Consider the following 18,683-nt stretch of genomic DNA (forward strand, 5'->3'; position numbering starts at 1 on the left):
GCAGACCATCCCGATATAATGCGCGCCATGGGTGCAGCCTCTTCCGACCACCATTCCGTCGTTACCTCCTCTTCCTACATTCCAGCTGATCACGACATCGAATTTCTGCAACGTGACGAGTTGCGCGCCGTACGACTCGGCTTGGAGCTGCTCAAGCCGGAGTTGATCCAAACCGAGCAGGGCATCCGCTCCACGATCGTCGTCTTTGGGAGTGCGCGACTCCAGGAGCCTGCTCACGCGCGCCGAGCGCTGGAAGCCGCGCAGGCCGAGCTCCAAGAAACCCCGGACGATGTCCAGCGCCAACGCCAAGTCGCGGTCGCGGAACGTCGCGTCGCCTTGTCGCCATTTTACGACATCGCCCGGGAGTTCGGACGGCTCGTGTCAGCCACCTGCCAGATCGACGGGCAATGCGATTATGTCGTCGTCACCGGGGGAGGACCAGGCATCATGGAGGCGGCCAACCGTGGAGCCGCCGACGCCTGCGCAAAGTCCATGGGGTTAAACATCACGCTCCCCCATGAACAACGACCGAATGCCTACATCACTCCGGAACTCTGTTTTCAGTTCCGGTATTTTGCCCTGCGCAAGATGCATTTTCTCCTGCGCGCCCGCGCGCTGGTCGTCTTTCCCGGAGGCTTCGGCACCCTCGACGAACTCTTCGAAACCCTCACCCTGCTTCAAACGGGCAAGGTGCGCAACGTCACCATCGTTCTCATCGGCCGGGCCTTCTGGGAACGCCTGATCAACTGGTCCTTGCTGGTAGAAGAGGGCCTGATCGGTGCGGATGACCTCGGCCTCTTTCATTTTGCGGAAACGGCACAACAGGCTTGGGACCTCATCAGCCGCCACCATGGCGGGCCGGGAGGCCGATGAACCTATCCTTTCACGGCGCCGTCCGGTCCGTCACCGGCAGTCGTCATCTGCTGGAAATGCCCGGTCATCGTGTCTTGCTGGACTGCGGCCTCTTCCAAGGCCATCGACAGGAGGCGGATCGACAAAACCGATTTCTCGGCTTCGATCCCCGCTCGATCAACGCCGTGCTGCTGTCCCATGCCCACATCGACCATTCAGGCGCCCTCCCCGTGCTCGCCAAACACCAATTCCGCGGCCATGTGCATGTGACCCGGGCAACGGCTGACTTGGCCGCGGTGATGCTGGAAGATTCCGCGCGACTCCAAGAGAACGATTGCGCCTATCTCAACAAGAAGGAGAAGCGACGCGGGGCCGGCTGTCTCGAGCCCTTTTACGATTCACGCGATGCGCGTGCCATCGTCCGCCGGTTCGTCGGCGCCCGCTATGATGACACCATCAAGGTCGCGCCACGCGTGACCGCATCGTTTCACGACGCCGGACACATCTTGGGCTCGGCCGCCATTCGCGTGAAGTACTCCGCGCGCGGCAATACCACCACCGTGCTGTTTTCCGGCGATCTCGGTCGAGCCCGGATGCCCATTCTGCGCGACCCGGCCCCACCGCCGAGCTGCGATGTCCTCATCCTCGAGTCGACCTACGGAGACCGCCTGCATGAGGCAGCCGGAGAAGCCTTGACCAAACGGGCACAAGAACTGGTCACTCACGCCAAAGTTCACAACGGCAAGATCATCGTGCCGGCCTTCGCGCTCGGGCGCACGCAAGATCTGATCATGCGGATCAAACGGCTGGTCGCGGAAGGACGCATCGACCCGCTGCCGATCTTTATCGACTCGCCGCTCGCCTCGAAGGTGACGGAAGTGTTCCGCAAGCACCCGGAATGTTACGACGAAGAAACCTATCGCACCTTTACCTCGGAAGGAGACCCCTTTGCGGCCCGGTATATCCGATATGTGTCTTCCGTGGAGGAGAGCAAACGCTTGAACAGCCTGAAGGGGCCCTGTGTCATCATCGCCTCGTCAGGTATGTGCGAAGGCGGCCGCGTGGTGCACCATTTGAAGCATGCGATCCAAGATGAGGCCAATGTCATCGCCATTGTCGGATTCCAAGCCGAGCATACGCTCGGTCGCCGGCTAGTCGAAGGCTGGGACGTCGTGCCGATTTACGGCATCCCGACTCCGCGCCGCGCGCAGGTCGTGGTCTTCAACGGGCTTTCGGCCCATGCGGATCGGAACGACCTGCTGGCCTACGTACGGGCCATCTCGCCGGCTCCGCAGCAGGTCTTCGTGGTCCACGGAGAGGAAAAGCAAGCCCTCTCCCTGGGCGCAGCCATTCAAGCCGAACACCCGACCATGTCGGTGGTGGTGCCGACGAAAGGGACGACGTACGACATCTGAAACCGAAGGTGCCTCTGATGAATCGCCCTCGAACTACGACACGGCTCTTCGCGTCCTGCTTGATGACCGTCCTCCTGTCGTCGGCTCCCTCATGGGGGTTCGAGCCCGGTCGCACTCAAGACATCGAACACACCCGCATGCGGGCGCGGGACCTCGGCCTGTTCCTCGGTTTCCTGCAGACGGGCCCGCTCAATGCCATCACCGATGTGCCCGGCGTGAAGGTCGGACAGGTGACCCTCTCACGAGGCGACGGGCCGCTGCAGCCTGGACAGGGTCCGGTACGAACGGGGGTGACCGTCATCATCCCCCGCGACGACGTATGGCATCAAAAAGTCCCGGCCGGAACCTTCGTCCTGAACGGCACCGGCGAAATGACCGGCCTGGCGTGGCTAGCGGAATCCGGCTTTCTCGAATACCCCGTTGCGCTGACCAATACCCTCAATGTGCCGCGTGTCGCCAACGGGGTGATCAGCTGGATGCTTCGCCGTTACCCCGGCATCGGTATCACCGATGATACCCTCACCCCGGTGGTGGCGGAATGTGACGATGGCCGACTGAACGACATCCAGGGCCGTCATGTGACCGAAGAGGACGTGATGCAGGCCTTGGATCAGGCCTCGTCGGGGCCGGTGGCGGAAGGCAGCGTGGGCGCCGGAACTGGGATGATGTCGTACGGGTTCAAGGGCGGGATCGGTACCGCATCCCGACGCCTGTCCGACGCCGACGGCGGATTTACGGTCGGCGTCCTCGTCAATGCGAACCATGGCCGACGGCCGGAGTTGATGATGGCAGGCGTGCCGGTCGGCCGTCTGTATGATCCAGCGCAGGCGCAGTCCGGGCAGGTGCCGACGAAGAACCCAAGCGCGCCGCGAGCGGAACGCGAGGGCCATCCCGGCAACGCCGAAGGCTCCATCATCATCGTCGTGGCCACGGATGCGCCGCTGGACAGTCGACAGCTCACTCGCTTGGCCAAACGCGCAGCCCTCGGGTTGGCCAGGACCGGCTCGACCGCAAGACACGGAAGCGGCGACTTCATGCTGGCCTTTTCGACCGGCAACGTGATTCCTCATTATCCGACAGTTCCCATCTTCTCGATGGCCCATTTGGCCGATACACACCTAAACCCCTTGCTCACCGCCACGGTGGAGGCTACTGAAGAAGCTGTGCTCAATGCCCTCACTGCCGCAACGACGGTCGTCGGCCGAGACGGGTTTCGTGCCGAGGCTATCTCTCTGTCTCGCCTGCGCGGGCTGCTGTCGACGAACCCGACTCTGCGACCGTGACGCCGTCCAGCAACCGGCCCGGGCCTGTCGGCACCTTGCTTTTGCAGGTCGCCGCGGCTATTCTCCTGAGGTCTTGGCACAGAGGAGGGCTATGGCTGATTATCACATCGGAGGCAGTCTAGCGCTCCTCACGGCACTCGATAAGACCAACAAGTTTGCGGATTTTTTGAAGACGCGCATGACCGGGGCGCTCGAAACGCAGGATCCGACCGAACTCCATTATTTGCTCGCGCAACTCGACGACTATCACTCATACATATGGCGCTATTACAAGAAACTGGCGTCGGATCGTCCGCAGCGATGACGCCGGACCTCCGACCGAGGGCAGCCCCCCTCACCGCACCACGCTTTATGACGTTCGGCTCGTGATTAGCACACCTCCATCGACATTGCGGTTCGCCGCAGCCCTGACGCGCCGGCAGGACGCCCAGGCGGCAGCCGATGAGTTAATCCATCAGATCCGCGAGCAGTTAGGGGCCGCGCCTGTCGACGTCGCCTGCCTGTTCGTCTCGGCCCATCATACCCCCCACGCGGAGTTTCTCTCGCAAGCGGTTCGCCGAGCCTTGGATCCGATGGCCTACGTGGGCTGTACGGGCGAAGGTATCATCGCGACCGGGTGCGAGATCGAGACAGGACCGGCCGCCACCCTGTGGGCCGCTCATCTGCCCGGCGCAACCGTATCTCCGTTGCGGTTATCCTTTTCGAATGTCCACGACCAGTTCTCGCTACAGGAGTGGCCGGACCTGGAGGTGACCGGGAGCGCAAGACCCGTCCTCCTCCTGTTTGCCGACCCCTTCTCCACCCCCATGCAAGATGTCTTGAGCCTCATCGAAGAACGATATCCGTACGCCATGGCCCTAGGAGGGTTGGCGGGAGGAGGACAGGACGTCGGAGAAAACCGTCTCTTTCTGGATGACGCGGTACATGCCGATGGGCTGGTCGGCCTGGCCCTGACTGGTCACCTCACCGTCCACAGCGTCATCTCTCAAGGCTGCCGACCGATCGGCGAACGCTTTATCGTGACCAAGTCGGAACATAACGTCATTTACGAACTCGGCAGTCGCTCGGCCCTGGACTGTCTCCAAACAGTGTTTGCCGAGCTGAATTCCACGGAACAGGCCTTGGCGCAGCGGGCGCTCCACATCGGCATCGCGATGGACGAGCAGCGAGCCCGGTTCACACGCGGGGATTTTCTCATCCGCAACCTGGTCGGAGCCGACCAGCAGACCGGAGCCATCGTCATCGGCGACGTCGTCCAGGAGGGGCAAACGATTCAATTTCAGGTTCGTGACGCGGAGTCGGCCGACGAAGACCTGCGAGCCTTGCTTGCCTCACAAGTCAGCGCGGAGGCGAGGAAACCGCTCGGAGCCCTCCTCTTCAGCTGTTGCGGGCGCGGGAAGGGTCTGTTCGGGACTCCCCATCACGATGCGTCCGTGCTGCAGGAGCAGCTGGGAACCATCCCTGTCGCCGGGTTTTTTGCCCAAGGCGAGGTGGGACCCGTCGGTCCGAGGAACTTCCTCCACGGCTATACAGCGAGCATTGCGATCTTTCTCGAACCGGATCGATAAGGTTAGGAGTTGCTCATGAACATTCATACCTGGATTACAGCCGGTTGTATGGCTCTGATCCTTTTGGCCAGCATAGGGAGACCGACCATGGCGCAGCAAAACAGCACACCCCCTCCCCAAGAAGTGACCACCGAATCAGGCTTGAAATATGTCGATCTCGTAGTCGGAACAGGCCGTGAAGCGACAACGGGCAACCTGGCGACCGTCCATTACACCGGCTGGCTGACGAACGGCACCAAGTTCGACAGTTCGGTAGATCGGCGCGATCCCTTCTCCTTCCCCATCGGCGCAGGGAGGGTCATCCGCGGTTGGGACGAAGGAGTGGTCGGCATGAAGGTGGGCGGCAAACGAAAACTGACTATTCCGCCGCAGCTCGGCTACGGCTCCCGCGGAGCGGGTGGGGTCATTCCACCCAACGCCACACTGGTATTTGATGTCGAACTCCTGGAGGTGCGATGAGCCTCACGCGCGCGCACCAAGCCCACGTCCTCCTGTTTACACTCAGCGAACCACCATGCGCCAGACGCCGCTAATCGAAGCCCATCGCAACGCCGGAGCGAAGTTGGTCGACTTTGCCGGGTGGGAAATGCCCATCCAATATTCCGGTGTCGTAGACGAGTACCACACCGTCCGCCGTCAGGCCGGCCTGTTCGATGTGAGCCACATGGGACGCATCACCGTGACCGGCCCGGGATCCCTCGCCTTCCTCCAGTATGTGACGACCAACGACGTCTCGACCCTGTCCGTACGGCAGTCGCAGTATTCCATGGTCTGCTCCAAGGAAGGCGGCATCAAGGATGACATTTTCATCTACCACGTAGCGCCCTACGAGTTTTTGATCTGCGTGAACGCGTCGAATCGTGAAAAGATCCTGGCGTGGCTGCACACACAAGCGGCCAAGGCTCAAGGCTGTACCGTAGTAGACCAGTCCGCCACCATGGCACAAATTGCCATTCAAGGGCCGGCCTCGCGCGAGGTGCTGGCGGCAGCCGGCATCGTGGACCTAGCCACATTGAAAGTCCGTCACTGCCTGCAGACCACCCTCCGTGAGCAATCAGTCCTGGTCACGAGGACGGGGTACACCGGCGAATTGGGGTACGAACTGTATCTTCCCGCGGAGGGGGCCGCAGACACCTGGCAACACCTGCTTGCCGTGGGTCAGCCCTTCGGATTGAAGCCGGCCGGCTTAGGCGCTCGGGATTTGTTACGTCTCGAAATGGCCTACTTGCTCTATGGCAACGACATGGATGAACAGACCACACCCCTTGAAGCAGGTGCAGGCTGGGTTGTGAAATTTGAGAAAGGTGAATTCATCGGCCGGACAACCCTGTTGGCGCAACAGGCCACGGGTCCGGCGAAACGACTGATTGCCTTCGAACTCGTTGAAAAGGCCGTGCCTCGCCACGGGTTTCAGATCCTCCATCCCGAGGCACCGCACGCGCCGGTCGGCCTGGTGACGAGCGGGAACCTCTCTCCGCTTCTGCAGAAAGGTATCGGCTTGGGATATGTTCCGCCCACCCTTGCCACCCCCGGTAGCGCGCTCCGGATCGAGATCCGCGGCAGATCCTGCCCAGCAGTCGTCGTCACACCTCCCTTCTACAAGAAAAAGGTCGGCACATCATGACGAGGGTCAAACCGGTCTATCAAGGGAAGGTCGTAACGCTGAACGTCGACACGGTCTGCCTTCCGAATGGGCACACCATCGACTTGGAGGTCATCCGCCATCCAGGAGCGGCCGCCGTCGTTCCATTGAAAGAGGACGGGACGGTCATCCTCATTCGGCAATTTCGCCATGCCGCAGATGGTTTTATCTACGAAATTCCTGCAGGCAAGCTGCACCCTCAAGAAGATCCCTTGGATTGCGCGGCCCGCGAGCTTGAGGAAGAAATCGGCTACAAGGCCGGACAGTTCGCACTCCTCTCCAGCATCTTCACCGCCCCTGGGTTCGCAGACGAAGTCATCCACGTGTACCTGGCGACCGACCTCACACGAGGCACACAGAACTTGGATCAGGATGAAGTGCTGGAAGTCGTGGAGATGCCGTTACGGGAAGCGATACACAAAATTCAAGACGGCACGATCCGGGATGCCAAGACGATTGTCGGGTTACAGGCGGTCTTCATTCGGCAGGAAGGGAATCGATAGAGGACCCGCGAGGCCTCCCGCTCCAAAGAGGGGAGACCTCCCAAGCCAGCTAGCCTCGCCGAAAATCGCCCAGGCTCAGTGTCCGCCCTTCTTCTCTTCCTTCTTCTTGTCGTCGCCGAAGACGGTCTGGGACAGGTGGCCACCCTTCTTCTCTTCCTTCTTCTTGTCGTCGCCGAAGACGGTCTGAGAGAAGTGTCCGCCCTTCTTCTCCTCTTTCTTCTTGTCATCACCGGCGAAAGAGGGAGCGCTGAACGCGACCAACATTGCTGCCGCCATCACCGTCAACATGATCTTCTTCATACTGACTTACCTCCTGTTATGTTGAGTTTGAGACTGCCACCTACCGACGGCCGAGAGCAAAGCAAGGTCTTTGCCGGAGACGCTGCTCGATCTAATTCGTTGTTTTTCAAAAATTTCGAATACTCACCGCCCTTGCGAGCACGGCGATGGGCGCCGTCGGCTGTGGCAGAATAGCCAAGCCAAGACTAAACCGCCTCAACAATCAGTCCTGCCATGCCGAGAGCACACCGTCCTCTTCCCGACTATCTGGCACCGAATCTGGGCATCCTCTTTGTTGGGATTAATCCGGGGCTCCGATCCGCGGCCCTCGGCCACCACTATGCCGGACATTCGAATCGGTTCTGGAAACTCCTAAGCGAAGCCCGGTTGGTTCCCTTCCCGCTAGGGTACGAAGACGATCGGCGGCTGCCGCAGTGGGGAATCGGCCTCACCAACCTGACCACTCGATCCACAGCAGAAGCCAAGGAGTTGACCGAGCATGACTATGCGCGCGGCCGTCGAACGTTGTTACGAAATGTGAGCCGTTATCGCTCCAAGGCGGTGGTCCTCCTCGGTATGGGGCTCTATGCCGTACTATTCCCGAACGAACCAGCGGCCATCGGCCGCAAACCGGGTTTGCAGCCGAGCAAACTCTGTGGATCCGATGTGATCCTCCTGCCCAATCCGAGCGGACGGAATGCCGCCTATCCCTACCGAGCCATGCTGGAGGGCTTTCTGATGCTGAGTCACTACTTGCCCAAGCCTGACAGGGCTCCAGGTGAGGAGAGTTGAGTTTGCGAGGCAAGAGACCGAGAGATGAGGATAGAATTTTTCCTGCAGGCTGAGATAGAGTCGAGAGTCTCACTTCTGAGTAGGTTCTAACCTGGACAGCCGATGAAGTTTGCCGTCGCCACCGCCTTAGCCGTATCTCTTCCGCTCGCCTCGACCGTCATTGCCGGCACTGCGGTCCACCAACTCGTCACCAACGCGATGCAGGAATGCGCCCTTGGCCGACAAAGCCAGGATCGCGCGTCCAGGATCGACCATTTCTTGCGCGGGCAAGCCTATGGGGAGCAGGCGGTGGAAGCCAATGAAACTTCTGCACAAGCCCATTTCGCGCTGTTCTGTAATCTCGGCGAGCAAATGCGCATCGACGGGGAGCAGAGCATCGGCTCGGTTTTTGGATTCCGACGGATGATGAAAGAATTGAATCGGACGCTGGAACTAGCACCGGACCATCTCGACGCCCTGTCAGCCAAAGGCACGTTTCTCATTCGCCTCCCGTCGCTACTGGGGGGCGACAAAGAAAAGGGAGAACAGATTCTTCGTCACGTCATCGACCGTGAGCCAGCCGCCGTCAACGCCAGACTCAGCTTAGCCAAGAGTTATTGTGCCGGCGGCCGCCACGAGGAGGCCATCACCATCGCCACCAAGGCGCTCGAACTCGCCCAAGGCCTACAGCGGGCGGATTTCATTCCCGAGGCTCGACAGGTCCTAACACACCTGTTAGCCCAGGCTCCGAAGAGCCGCTAGCTGCTGCCGACTCACCGCGCCGGACACCGCCTCGTTCCCGACCCACGCAAACCTTCGATGGCGCTCCTCAACGGCATAGCCTCCTGTGCTCCTTGAACCGTCGAAGCCAGTGCGCCGGCCGCAGCGGCCACCTCAAGCCCAACCTCGATCGGCAGGTCTTGCGCGAGGGCACAGGCCAAGGCGCCGTTGAAGGCGTCACCGGCACCGGTCGTGTCAACCGCCTCCACGAGGAAGGCGGGGACCGCACTCACCCCGTGATCAGTGCCCACAAGGGCGCCCTCGGCACCACAGGTCACGACAACAGTCCGCACGCCTCGGTCGACCAGCCAACGGGCAGCCTGGGCAGGATCGGACAATCCCGTAAGAATGCGGGCCTCGGTTTCGTTCGGCGTCAGAATATCCACCAGCTGCAGGAGTTCGGTCGAGAGCGGTACGGCCGGCGCTGGATTGAGGATCGTAGTCAGCCCCTGCCGCTTTGCGCAGAGCAGCGTCTCCTGTACGGTCTCCAGGGGGATTTCCAATTGGACCAGCAACACCAGCGCTCCTGCCATCACCCCTGACTGCCGACGCACGTCGTCAGGGGTGAGGGCACCGTTGCTTCCCGGAACCACCACGATTTGGTTGCGACCTGCCCGATCAACCAACACCACCGCCAATCCGGTCGGGGCATGCCGATCCCGCAGGAGGGTCTGTCGAGAGAAACCCTCCGCAATCAGATGTTCCTCAAGGAGAGCGCCATGGGCGTCGTCCCCGAGCTTACTGAGAAAGACCACCTCTGCGCCGGCGCGCTTCGCCGCAACAGCCTGGTTGGCGCCCTTCCCGCCGAATGATCGGGCGAAATGATGGCCGGGAACGGTTTCTCCCGGGCCGGGAAGGCGGTCGACTGTAACGACCAGATCGATGTTGCTGGAACCGACGACTACGACCATGGACAGAGCCTGGCCCGGAGCAGATCCAATGAGCGTTCCACATCGACACCCACGGCGACCTGCATATTCGGCATGACTTTTTGTTCCGCCTTGCGGCTACGCCGGTCCGCCACGGTCATCCCCCGCGCCACGATGCCCCTCGTCTCGACCGAAACATGGAGGGGCTCGAGCTTCAACAGGCTCGCATCGACCGCCGCCAGCACCGCCAGTGGATCATGAAAGTGAAACAGACCATGGCCTTCTACCTGTTCGGCAAAATCGAACGCACATCCGGTCACATCCGTCACCAATCGACTGAACGGATCGCGCGATGCAGTGACCCACGTCGCCAGCACATCCCTTGTGACCGAGAGGCGGGTCGTGACGTCCAAAGGAACCAGCGTGATGGGCAAGGACGCCTGGAAGACGCGGGCTGCAGCATGGGGATCGGCGTAGATATTAAATTCGGCAACCGGCGACACGTTCCCCGGAACACCGATCGCCCCTCCCATCACGATCACCGATTGAAATCTCTGGACCAGGAGCGGATTCACCTTCAACGCCACCGCGAGGTTGGTCAACGGACCGATAGTGATCAGCGTCAGCCCTTGCGGATACCGTCGCACACACTCGTTCCAAACCTCATGTGCTGTCGGCAACAGCGCCGGCAACCGAGCAGGAGGGTAGAGGGGCGTTCCCTGCGCGGTCAGGAGGCGATCCAGTTCACCTAATCCATCGCTGCCATGCACGTGGTCGGCCGTGACGAGGTCCTCCTCAAGCGGTCTGGCCGCCCCTTGCCCGACCGACAGACCCCGCAGCGTCGACCGCAATCCTAGCAAGCGGAACAGATTCTTGGTGGCTTGCCCCACCGGAACATTGCCGCAGACGGTGGTCAGGCCCACGACCTCCAGCTCCGGAGAGGCCAACGCCAGGAGAATGGCCAACGCATCGTCGGCACCGGGGTCGGTATCGATGATGACTCTGGTGGGAACGCATCGCGGCATGATTCGTTGGGCGTCAGGGGCTATGGCGTCACGGTGAGGTCTTGGGCGCAGCGAAATCCGGTCCCATGGTTGCGCATGGTCGGGCGTGATCCATCACGGACCGCGCCGCGTAGAAACGCCTGGTGGTTCAACCAAGATCCGCCACGCAGGACTTTGTATTCGCCGGAAGCCGGTCCCGGCGGATTCCGTTCTGGCGCGACGGCATAGTAGGCTGGGTCATACCAGTCAGCGACCCATTCCCAGACATTGCCCGCCAGGTGTACCAGTCCTTCGGGAGTAGCCCCCAGAGGCAGGGCCTGCTCGGGCAACGTGGCTAGACCATGCGCTTCTTCCTGATTCAGCAAGGCAGCCCCCTCCTCGGCCCACCAGGCCTTCGCCGCCTCGACCGTTAGAAGGTCTTGATTAGCCCAGTATGAGGCCCCATTGGCCCGCGTACGATCCCACAGATCAGACCAGGGGAACCTGCGTCCATGTGTACCACGAGCCGCCCGCTCCCATTCGGCTTCTCGCGGCAACCGTTTCCCATCCCAGCGGCAAAAGGCCTCGGCATCATGCCAATCGACATTGACCACGGGATGGTCAAGTCGAGAGGCATCGATCTCATAACCATCCCACAGATTGTAGGAGGGGTCGCAGCAATGCTCAGGCGTACGATGACCGGTCGCCTGAAGAAAGGCCCGGTACCGTCGATTCGTCACCTCCTGCCGATCGAGCCGAAACCCATCGAGGTACAGCACGCGTTGCGGTTCTTCATCCGGATCCCCGTCGCCCGGCAAACTCCCTCGCAGGAATGTTCCGGCCATGATTGTGACCATGTCGCCCTCAGCCTCCACCGACCGGCTCGGCGCGCTGCTTGCCTGGTTCGGATTCTGAGTTCCAAACCGGGTGGAGGCCGCAAGCCGCTCCAAGGTCGCGTCATAATCGGACGCTTCGTCGGCAGGCCCCATCAGGAAATAGAGAACGCAGGCCTGCTCCGGCCCAAAGACCGCAAGGGCCCGTCCTACCAGCTCCTCACTTTGAAAGGACCGCCCCATCGTGTGGGCTGTTTCCACCTCCGTCCCCGATGGCACAAAGGACAATCCGTGCAGCAACGACAGGGGTTGACTCAATTGCTCCCGAATACTGTCGCGCGTCGCATCTACCATGGGGAACACCATACCCAGAGCCTTTCCCGGCTCTGAATAGACAAAGGGCATGGGCGAATCTTCCGACCGATTGCTCTTCCAGCCATTTGGCACGACAAACGACCAGTCGGTGTCGGAAATGCGGAGTCTCGTTCCGGCTTGATAGGTGATACCGGGCTGGGCTTCCTGGAATGCCTCCTCGGAACCAGGGAACGCCCTCGCGCCCGAGGCAAATCCCAACAGGAGCAGCAGACAGCACAGAGCCGCCGCTGAGACTACGGAGAAAGACGGCGGGCAACCGGCGATATCCCGATCGAGGACATCCCCACGCAGCCGCGCATCAGGAAGCCGCGTCCATCGGAGGGCAGGTACAAAAGAGGTGGCGGTCCCCATAGGCTTCATCGATACGACCGACGCTCGGCCAGAATTTGTTGTCTCGAACCCAGGGCGCGGGAAATGCCGCCTGCTCTCGCGAGTAGGCCCTGGTCCAATCGGAGACGATCACCGCCGAGGCCGTGTGTGGCGCGCTCTTCAAGAGATTGCCGGCGCGAGGTTGCCGACCGTCCACGATATCCTGGATCTCGGCGCGTATTGCGATCAACGCCTCACACAACCGATCCAACTCCCCCTTGGTTTCACTCTCCGTCGGTTCGATCATCAGGGTCCCGGGCACGGGAAACGACACCGTCGGGGCATGAAATCCATAATCCATCAATCGCTTGGCCACGTCCATCGCCTCGACGCCGCTGCGATCCTTCAGGGGCCGGAGATCCAGAATGAATTCATGGGCCACGAAGCCACGCGCGCCCGTGTATAAGACCGGATAATGTTTTTCCAGCCGTTTGGCCATGTAGTTGGCGTTCAGGATGGCCACCTGCGTCGCTTTGGTCAACCCTTCTCGCCCCATCAACGCGATGTAGACCCATGAGATCGTCACGATGCTGGGGCTCCCATAGGGCGCGGCGGACACCGGACCGATGGACTGGGTTCCGCCCACTTGCACGACCGGATGGCCGGGAAGAAACGGCACCAGGTGGCGAGCCACCCCGATCGGTCCCATGCCCGGTCCGCCGCCACCATGCGGAATGCAGAACGTCTTATGCAAGTTCAGGTGGCACACGTCGGCTCCCAGATCAGCCGGCCGACAGAGACCGACTTGGGCGTTGAGGTTTGCCCCGTCCATGTACACCTGCCCGCCGTGCGTGTGGACGATCTGGCACATGCGACGGACGCCCTCCTCGAACACCCCGTGCGTCGAGGGATAGGTAATCATCATGGCAGCCAAGCGGTCACGATGGTGCGCAGCCTTCGCCTCAAGATCGGCGACATCGACATTGCCGCGTGCGTCACAGGCCACCGGGACGACAGTCATCCCGCACATCGAGGCGCTGGCGGGATTGGTCCCATGGGCCGACACAGGGATCAGGCACACATCGCGCTGTGTCTCGCCCCGATGCCAGTGGTAGGCGCGAATCACCATGAGTCCGGCATACTCTCCTTGTGATCCCGCGTTGGGCTGTAAGGACAGGGCGGCGAATCCGGTGATCTCCGCCAGCCACGACTCCAGTTGCTCAAACATCGCCTGATACCCTTGCGCCTGTTCGACAGGTACGAAGGGATGGAGGCGACCGAACTCCGGCCAGGTCACCGGCAACATCTCCGCCGTGGCATTGAGTTTCATGGTGCAAGATCCTAGGGGGATCATCGAATGGACCAACGAGAGGTCGCGTGCCTGAAGCCGGTGGATGTACCGCAACATCTCATGCTCCGAATGGTAGCGATGGAACACCGGATGCGTGAGATACGGGCTGGTGCGTGCCAGGGACGCCGGATACCGCACGTCGACGGACTGGACGAGGGTCTGCAGGTCTTCCGCCGGAATGCGGTGGCCGACGAACAGCGCGAGCAGCTGCTGAACCTCATCCAACGTGCTGCACTCGTCCAGCGAGAGTCCCAAACTGTAATCGTCATACCGCCGCAGGTTGATCCGGTGCTGGCGCGCACGATTCCAAATAGTCTCCGCCTGTACCCGCGACAACGGCACCCGCAGGGTGTCGAAGACCGACTCCAATCCCACTTCACACCCATGGCGACGGAGGCCTTCCGCCAACACCATCGTCAAGCCATGGATGCGTTCCGCAATCCGCCGCAATCCGTCCGGGCCGTGATAGACGGCATACATGCCCGCCATCACCGCGAGCAATACCTGCGCCGTACAAATATTACTCGTGGCCTTTTCCCGCCGGATATGTTGTTCTCTCGTCTGGAGCGCGAGGCGATAGGCGACCCGACCAGTGGCATCCTTGGACACCCCCACGATCCGTCCCGGCATCTGCCGTCGGAATTCCTCTTTCGTGGCGAGAAAGGCGGCGTGAGGCCCTCCGTAACCCATCGGAACCCCGAATCGTTGACTGGATCCGATCGCCACATCGGCGCCGAACTCGCCCGGCGGTCGCAACAGCGTCAGGGCCATGAGATCCGTCGCCACCACCACAAAGGCGCCACCCGCATGAGCCTGCGTCACGACATCGCCGTAGTCCCCCACATACCCATCCGTCGTGGGATATTGCAGCAAGGCGCCGAAAAACTCGCCCTGGGAGAAATCCACCGCCTTCACCGCCCCGACTTGGAGCGTGATCCCCAGCGGCTCCGCTCGCGTGTGGACGACCGCGATCGTTTGCGGATGACAATGCTCCGAGATAAAGAATTTCGTGCGTTCCCGTCCGGCAGCGCGTGAGAGGGCCGCGCACATCGTCATGGCTTCCGCCGCCGCGGTAGCCTCGTCCAACAGCGACGCATTGGCCAGCGGCAAGCCCGTGAGGTCGGCCACCATCGTCTGGAAATTGACCAACGCCTCGAGCCGCCCCTGCGCGATTTCCGCCTGGTAGGGCGTGTATTGGGTATACCAGCCGGGATTCTCCAGGATGTTGCGCTGGATCACCGGCGGAGTGACGCAGTCGTAATAGCCCATGCCGATGAGCGTCCGCCACACCTGATTTTGGACGGCCATGCTACGCAGTTCTTCCAGCACCGCCTGTTCGCCTCGCGGGGCCGGCATATTCATCGCGTTCTGCAGGCGAATCTCGCCGGGGACCGTCGCGTCCACGAGCGCCTCCAGCGACGGGAGGCCGAGTGCGGCCAGCATCTCCTGAATTTCCGGTTCAGTCGGCCCGATATGGCGGGGCACAAACGTGTCGCTCGACTCGAAGAATTTGGGCTGTGGCATGGGAGTGAAATCCTGCTAAAAGTTGGCGTATGCGCTTCTAGAAGCGGCGAAGGCTACCCTATCATGCAGACCAGACTTTTCCAAGCGCCCGGAGTCAATCCCTTCGCCTTGTAATCCGGAGATCCGTACGGTATTAGTGAGCGGGGCAGGCCCCGGCGCGCTATCCTTTGCCCCCGGACGATCGAGAGGCATCAGCACGGATGATCACGCATGACATCTTGGTCGTGGGGGCGGGATTGGCGGGTATGCGTGCGGCCATCGCCGTTCCACCTGAGTTGGACGTCGCCCTCCTCTCCAAAGTCCACCCCGTTCGCAGCCACTCCGTTGCCGCCCAAGGCGGCATCAACGCCGCCATCGGTGCAGAAGACTCTTGGGAGGCCCATGCCTACGATACGACCAAGGGAGGCCTGTACCTCGGTGATCAGGATGCCATCGAAGCCATGTGCCGGGAGGCACCGCAGGACATTCTAGAACTGGAGCGCATGGGGGTGATCTTCAGCCGCACCTCGGAAGGGCGCATTGCCCAGCGTCCGTTCGGAGGCGCCGGCTACCCGCGCACCTGTTACGCGGCCGATCGTACGGGACACGCGCTCCTGCATGCGATGTACGAGCAACTGCTCAAGCGTCGTTGCCGCGTTTACGAGGAATGGTACGTCACGGCGCTGCTGGTCGAGGACGGTCGCTGTTGTGGTGTCGTCGCCTGGGACATGGTGCGAGGCGGGCTCCAACCGCTGCGCGCCAAAGCCGTCATCTTAGCCACGGGAGGTAGCGGCAGGGTGTTTTCCACCAGTACCAATGCCGTAATCAACACCGGCGACGGCATGGCCCTCGCCTATCGCGCCGGCGTCCCGTTGGAAGACATGGAATTCGTGCAGTTCCACCCGACCACCCTCAAGGACACGGGCATTTTGATCACCGAAGGCGCCCGGGGCGAGGGCGGCTATCTCCTAAACACGCTCGGCGAACGGTTCATGAAGCGCTATGCCCCGGAGCAGATGGAACTGGCGACCCGCTCGACGGTTTCACTGGCGATCGGGCAGGAAATCCAGGAGGGACGAGGCGTGGAAGGGTGCGTCCTCTTGGACTTGCGACACCTGGGCCGCGGCCGCATTCTCGAGCGGCTGCCCCAAATTCGAGAGTTGTCGCTGGAGTTTGCCGGGCTCGACCCGATCGAAACCCCCATTCCCATCCGTCCAGGAGCCCACTATCAAATGGGTGGCGTGAAGGCCAATGCCTGGGGAGAAACCGACCTCCCAGGTCTCTTCGCCGCCGGAGAATGCGCCTGTGTCAGCGTTCACGGGGCCAATCGCCTCGGGGGCAACTCTCTGCTTGAAACCATCGTCTTTGGGCGGCGGGCTGGTACGAGGGCTGCGGAGTTCGTGCGGGATCGAGACCTGCCTCCGGTTCCGCCCGCTGCCTTGGAAGGCGAGGAGCAACGCATCCACAGCCTCATGGCCAACCCGGGGCCGGAACGGGCTTGGCAGATACGGGACGAGTTGGGCAAAACGATGAGCCTGAATCTCGGCATTTTTCGCACCCAACGGTCCATGCAGGAAGCCCTGTCGACCATACACACCCTCAAGGTCCGCGCTCGGACGGTACGGCTGCAGGACAAGGGACGAATGTTCAACACAGACCTCCTTCAGGCGCTGGAACTCCAATGCCTCTTGGAGATCGCGGAAACGATCGTCGTCAGCGCCCTGGGACGTGAAGAAAGCCGTGGCGCCCACTACCGCGCCGACTTCCCGGCACGAAACGATGCCTCCTGGCTGCGCCACACGCTGAGCCATTGCCGGCCCGAGGGCCCCGTCTTGACCTATGCCCCCGTGACCATTACCCGGTTCCCTCCCGGCTGACGCTAGACCGCCCAGACCGAGGGACGCTCGACCGCCCGGCCTTCTCCACCTCGGTCCCCATGCCCCCATGAGTTGCACTCCTTCTCTTTTGCGCTATTCTTTGCAATAGATCACCAATCGATCCCACTGACGGGACACACCGACTGGCGCCGGGGCGAAGGGTCTTCAGGTACCATGACAACCGTTCTCCCAGGCACGGAGGCTCCCGCCCAGCCGAGCACGGCTCCTCACGAGTCGCCCTGTTTCCCCATCTGCCCCCTCTGTCAGGCTGTTCACGCTGACAACCCAGCCGGAGAAAGTCCGTTGCAACAGTTTCCCTGTCTGTCCTGCGGAAGTAATCTGATCGTCCTCGACTCCGGCAGTGTCCCGGAGGAAGACAGGACGGCAGCCGAAGCGTCGTTCACTCCGCCCGAAGTTGTGGATCTCTCACGCCGACTGACAGGCCTGGCGATCGCAGTCCTGACGTGCCTGCTGAACTATGCACTCCTCACGGGCATGGGGTCGTGGCTCTTCACCCAAATTACGGCAACCCACGACCCCTACGATGTCGACGGGTTGTTGTTGTCCCCCTTGATCCTCACATACGACGGTTGGACCCCGCTCCACCTGGCGGCGGCGCGCGGGGACCTGGCCACGACCCTCGCGCTGATCACAGAGGGAGAGCCGATCGATCGGCGAAATGGCAAGGGGAGGACGGCCCTGTACGAAGCGGCGAAACGAGGACACCACCAGGTCGTGGCAGCCCTGCTGCAACAGGGAGCCGATCCCAACAGCCGTTCGAAACAGGGATTTAGCCCCCTGTTCGCGGCCGCAGAACGCGGGCATGCGGAGACCATCACCCTGCTGCTCGTGCATGGCGCCGACCTCCATGCTCGTTCCGCCTCGGGTGATTCGGCTCTGCACCGCGCCGTTCGGCAGGGCCATCCGGCCGCCGCCCGCGCACTCTTGGAACGAGGCATTGCAGTGAACGACAAGAGCCACGGGCAGACCCCGCTCGAAATCGCCCTTCAAGGCCAAAACGATGAAGTGATCGCGGTAGTGCGCACCTACGGCGGGAAGGAATTCTCCCAAGCGAAAGCGCAGCGGGAACGGGGCGTAGCCTTGCAAAAGTCGGGACAGCTCGACCGAGCGCTGATGGCCTATGCGGACGCCCTCAATCTCGATCCTGACTTTTCCGAGGCCTACTACAGTCGCGGCACCGCCTTGATGGAGAAACGCGCGCCGGATGAAGCCCTCATCGCCTTCCAGGCAGCCATACGCCTGGACCCGAACCTGTTCGAAGCCTACCGTGCCTCGTCACAGGTGTATCAACAGCGCCAGCAGTGGGACCATGCGCTTCGACTGTGGGATCGCTTCATCGCGCGGGAACCCAAACATGGCCGCGCCCGGCTCGAACGGGCGATCGTCAAGCGAACCAAGGGCGATGCCAAGGGGTTTATGGCCGACCTCCAACAGGCCTGCGCCTTGGGGCATCGTCCGGCCTGCTGACC

At 61.8% G+C, this 18,683-nt stretch carries 17 protein-coding genes; 12 read left to right on the forward strand and 5 right to left on the reverse strand.

All coding sequences use genetic code 11. The features are described from left to right. Positions 1–18: 18 nt before the first annotated feature. The 8 genes from HRU82_09840 to HRU82_09875 all read left to right on the forward strand — a co-directional run bounded on the left by HRU82_09840 (position 19) and on the right by HRU82_09875 (position 7,263). Positions 19–873, forward strand: coding sequence for a TIGR00730 family Rossman fold protein (locus HRU82_09840; GenBank protein ID QOJ35231.1), 855 nt, complete (start codon positions 19–21; stop codon positions 871–873). Further along, positions 870–2,267, forward strand: a complete 1,398-nt coding sequence (locus tag HRU82_09845) for an MBL fold metallo-hydrolase (GenBank protein QOJ35232.1) — start codon at positions 870–872, stop codon at positions 2,265–2,267. The genes HRU82_09840 and HRU82_09845 overlap by 4 nt, the downstream gene beginning before the upstream one ends. A gap of 137 nt (positions 2,268–2,404) precedes the next feature. Next, entirely contained in the window at positions 2,405–3,550 is a 1,146-nt protein-coding gene (locus HRU82_09850) for a P1 family peptidase (protein QOJ37167.1), read from the forward strand. A 91-nt stretch (positions 3,551–3,641) separates the two neighbouring features. Beyond that, positions 3,642–3,854, forward strand: coding sequence for a hypothetical protein (locus HRU82_09855; GenBank protein ID QOJ35233.1), 213 nt, complete (start codon positions 3,642–3,644; stop codon positions 3,852–3,854). 61 nt (positions 3,855–3,915) lie between these two features. Beyond that, positions 3,916–5,118 (forward strand): FIST C-terminal domain-containing protein, encoded by a 1,203-nt coding sequence (locus HRU82_09860; GenBank protein ID QOJ35234.1) that lies wholly within the window; start codon positions 3,916–3,918, stop codon positions 5,116–5,118. A gap of 87 nt (positions 5,119–5,205) precedes the next feature. Further along, a complete protein-coding gene (locus tag HRU82_09865; GenBank protein QOJ35235.1) occupies positions 5,206–5,577 on the forward strand; it encodes an FKBP-type peptidyl-prolyl cis-trans isomerase in 372 nt (123 codons plus the stop codon). Between the two features lie 55 nt (positions 5,578–5,632). Then, complete coding sequence (gene gcvT, locus HRU82_09870; GenBank protein QOJ35236.1) at positions 5,633–6,742, forward strand: glycine cleavage system aminomethyltransferase GcvT; 1,110 nt, start codon at positions 5,633–5,635, stop codon at positions 6,740–6,742. Continuing rightward, the gene (locus HRU82_09875) at positions 6,739–7,263 is read left to right on the forward strand and encodes an NUDIX hydrolase (protein QOJ35237.1); all 525 of its coding nucleotides are present in this window, start codon (positions 6,739–6,741) and stop codon (positions 7,261–7,263) included. The genes gcvT and HRU82_09875 overlap by 4 nt, the downstream gene beginning before the upstream one ends. Before the next feature lie 75 nt (positions 7,264–7,338). Here HRU82_09875 and HRU82_09880 read toward each other — a convergent pair whose 3' ends face one another. Then, the gene (locus tag HRU82_09880; GenBank protein ID QOJ35238.1) at positions 7,339–7,563 is read right to left on the reverse strand and encodes a hypothetical protein; all 225 of its coding nucleotides are present in this window, start codon (positions 7,561–7,563) and stop codon (positions 7,339–7,341) included. A 213-nt stretch (positions 7,564–7,776) separates the two neighbouring features. Here HRU82_09880 and HRU82_09885 point away from each other — a divergent pair, with 213 nt between their 5' ends. Together HRU82_09885 and HRU82_09890 are read left to right on the forward strand one after the other, a co-directional pair. Then, positions 7,777–8,334, forward strand: coding sequence for a mismatch-specific DNA-glycosylase (locus HRU82_09885; protein QOJ35239.1), 558 nt, complete (start codon positions 7,777–7,779; stop codon positions 8,332–8,334). A 102-nt stretch (positions 8,335–8,436) separates the two neighbouring features. Then, positions 8,437–9,075 (forward strand): hypothetical protein, encoded by a 639-nt coding sequence (locus HRU82_09890; GenBank protein QOJ35240.1) that lies wholly within the window; start codon positions 8,437–8,439, stop codon positions 9,073–9,075. Positions 9,076–9,086: 11 nt separating this feature from the next. Here the strand turns inward: HRU82_09890 and rbsK are convergent, their stop codons facing one another. From rbsK to gcvP, 4 genes are read right to left on the reverse strand one after another with little or no spacing between them, the layout of a single operon-like run. Beyond that, the gene (rbsK, locus tag HRU82_09895) at positions 9,087–10,004 is read right to left on the reverse strand and encodes a ribokinase (protein QOJ35241.1); all 918 of its coding nucleotides are present in this window, start codon (positions 10,002–10,004) and stop codon (positions 9,087–9,089) included. Beyond that, positions 9,995–10,987, reverse strand: coding sequence for a nucleoside hydrolase (locus HRU82_09900; protein QOJ35242.1), 993 nt, complete (start codon positions 10,985–10,987; stop codon positions 9,995–9,997). Before HRU82_09900 ends, rbsK begins: the two co-directional genes overlap by 10 nt. A 20-nt stretch (positions 10,988–11,007) precedes the next feature. Beyond that, complete coding sequence (locus tag HRU82_09905) at positions 11,008–12,504, reverse strand: SUMF1/EgtB/PvdO family nonheme iron enzyme (GenBank protein ID QOJ35243.1); 1,497 nt, start codon at positions 12,502–12,504, stop codon at positions 11,008–11,010. Beyond that, positions 12,452–15,337, reverse strand: coding sequence for an aminomethyl-transferring glycine dehydrogenase (gcvP, locus tag HRU82_09910; GenBank protein ID QOJ35244.1), 2,886 nt, complete (start codon positions 15,335–15,337; stop codon positions 12,452–12,454). Before gcvP ends, HRU82_09905 begins: the two co-directional genes overlap by 53 nt. A 200-nt stretch (positions 15,338–15,537) precedes the next feature. On the opposite strand from gcvP, the gene HRU82_09915 reads away from it, so the two are divergent. Together HRU82_09915 and HRU82_09920 are read left to right on the forward strand one after the other, a co-directional pair. Further along, positions 15,538–17,193, forward strand: a complete 1,656-nt coding sequence (locus HRU82_09915) for an FAD-binding protein (protein ID QOJ35245.1) — start codon at positions 15,538–15,540, stop codon at positions 17,191–17,193. A 174-nt stretch (positions 17,194–17,367) separates the two neighbouring features. Then, complete coding sequence (locus HRU82_09920; protein ID QOJ35246.1) at positions 17,368–18,681, forward strand: ankyrin repeat domain-containing protein; 1,314 nt, start codon at positions 17,368–17,370, stop codon at positions 18,679–18,681. Positions 18,682–18,683: the final 2 nt, after the last annotated feature.

The sequence above is a fragment of the Nitrospira sp. genome, from assembly GCA_015709715.1.
Taxonomy (GTDB): Bacteria; Nitrospirota; Nitrospiria; order Nitrospirales; family Nitrospiraceae; genus Nitrospira_A.

Coding starts and splice junctions, on each gene's coding strand:
- HRU82_09880 (QOJ35238.1), bottom strand. CDS start 7,563: ATGAAGAAGATCATGTTGACGGTGATGGCGGCAGCAATGTTGGTCGCG.
- HRU82_09890 (QOJ35240.1), top strand. CDS start 8,437: ATGAAGTTTGCCGTCGCCACCGCCTTAGCCGTATCTCTTCCGCTCGCC.
- HRU82_09840 (QOJ35231.1), top strand. CDS start 19: ATGCGCGCCATGGGTGCAGCCTCTTCCGACCACCATTCCGTCGTTACC.
- HRU82_09875 (QOJ35237.1), top strand. CDS start 6,739: ATGACGAGGGTCAAACCGGTCTATCAAGGGAAGGTCGTAACGCTGAAC.
- HRU82_09905 (QOJ35243.1), bottom strand. CDS start 12,504: ATGGGGACCGCCACCTCTTTTGTACCTGCCCTCCGATGGACGCGGCTT.
- HRU82_09855 (QOJ35233.1), top strand. CDS start 3,642: ATGGCTGATTATCACATCGGAGGCAGTCTAGCGCTCCTCACGGCACTC.
- HRU82_09845 (QOJ35232.1), top strand. CDS start 870: ATGAACCTATCCTTTCACGGCGCCGTCCGGTCCGTCACCGGCAGTCGT.
- HRU82_09915 (QOJ35245.1), top strand. CDS start 15,538: ATGATCACGCATGACATCTTGGTCGTGGGGGCGGGATTGGCGGGTATG.
- HRU82_09850 (QOJ37167.1), top strand. CDS start 2,405: ATGCGGGCGCGGGACCTCGGCCTGTTCCTCGGTTTCCTGCAGACGGGC.
- HRU82_09865 (QOJ35235.1), top strand. CDS start 5,206: ATGGCGCAGCAAAACAGCACACCCCCTCCCCAAGAAGTGACCACCGAA.
- gcvP (QOJ35244.1), bottom strand. CDS start 15,337: ATGCCACAGCCCAAATTCTTCGAGTCGAGCGACACGTTTGTGCCCCGC.
- HRU82_09920 (QOJ35246.1), top strand. CDS start 17,368: ATGACAACCGTTCTCCCAGGCACGGAGGCTCCCGCCCAGCCGAGCACG.
- HRU82_09885 (QOJ35239.1), top strand. CDS start 7,777: ATGCCGAGAGCACACCGTCCTCTTCCCGACTATCTGGCACCGAATCTG.
- gcvT (QOJ35236.1), top strand. CDS start 5,633: ATGCGCCAGACGCCGCTAATCGAAGCCCATCGCAACGCCGGAGCGAAG.
- rbsK (QOJ35241.1), bottom strand. CDS start 10,004: ATGGTCGTAGTCGTCGGTTCCAGCAACATCGATCTGGTCGTTACAGTC.
- HRU82_09900 (QOJ35242.1), bottom strand. CDS start 10,987: ATGCCGCGATGCGTTCCCACCAGAGTCATCATCGATACCGACCCCGGT.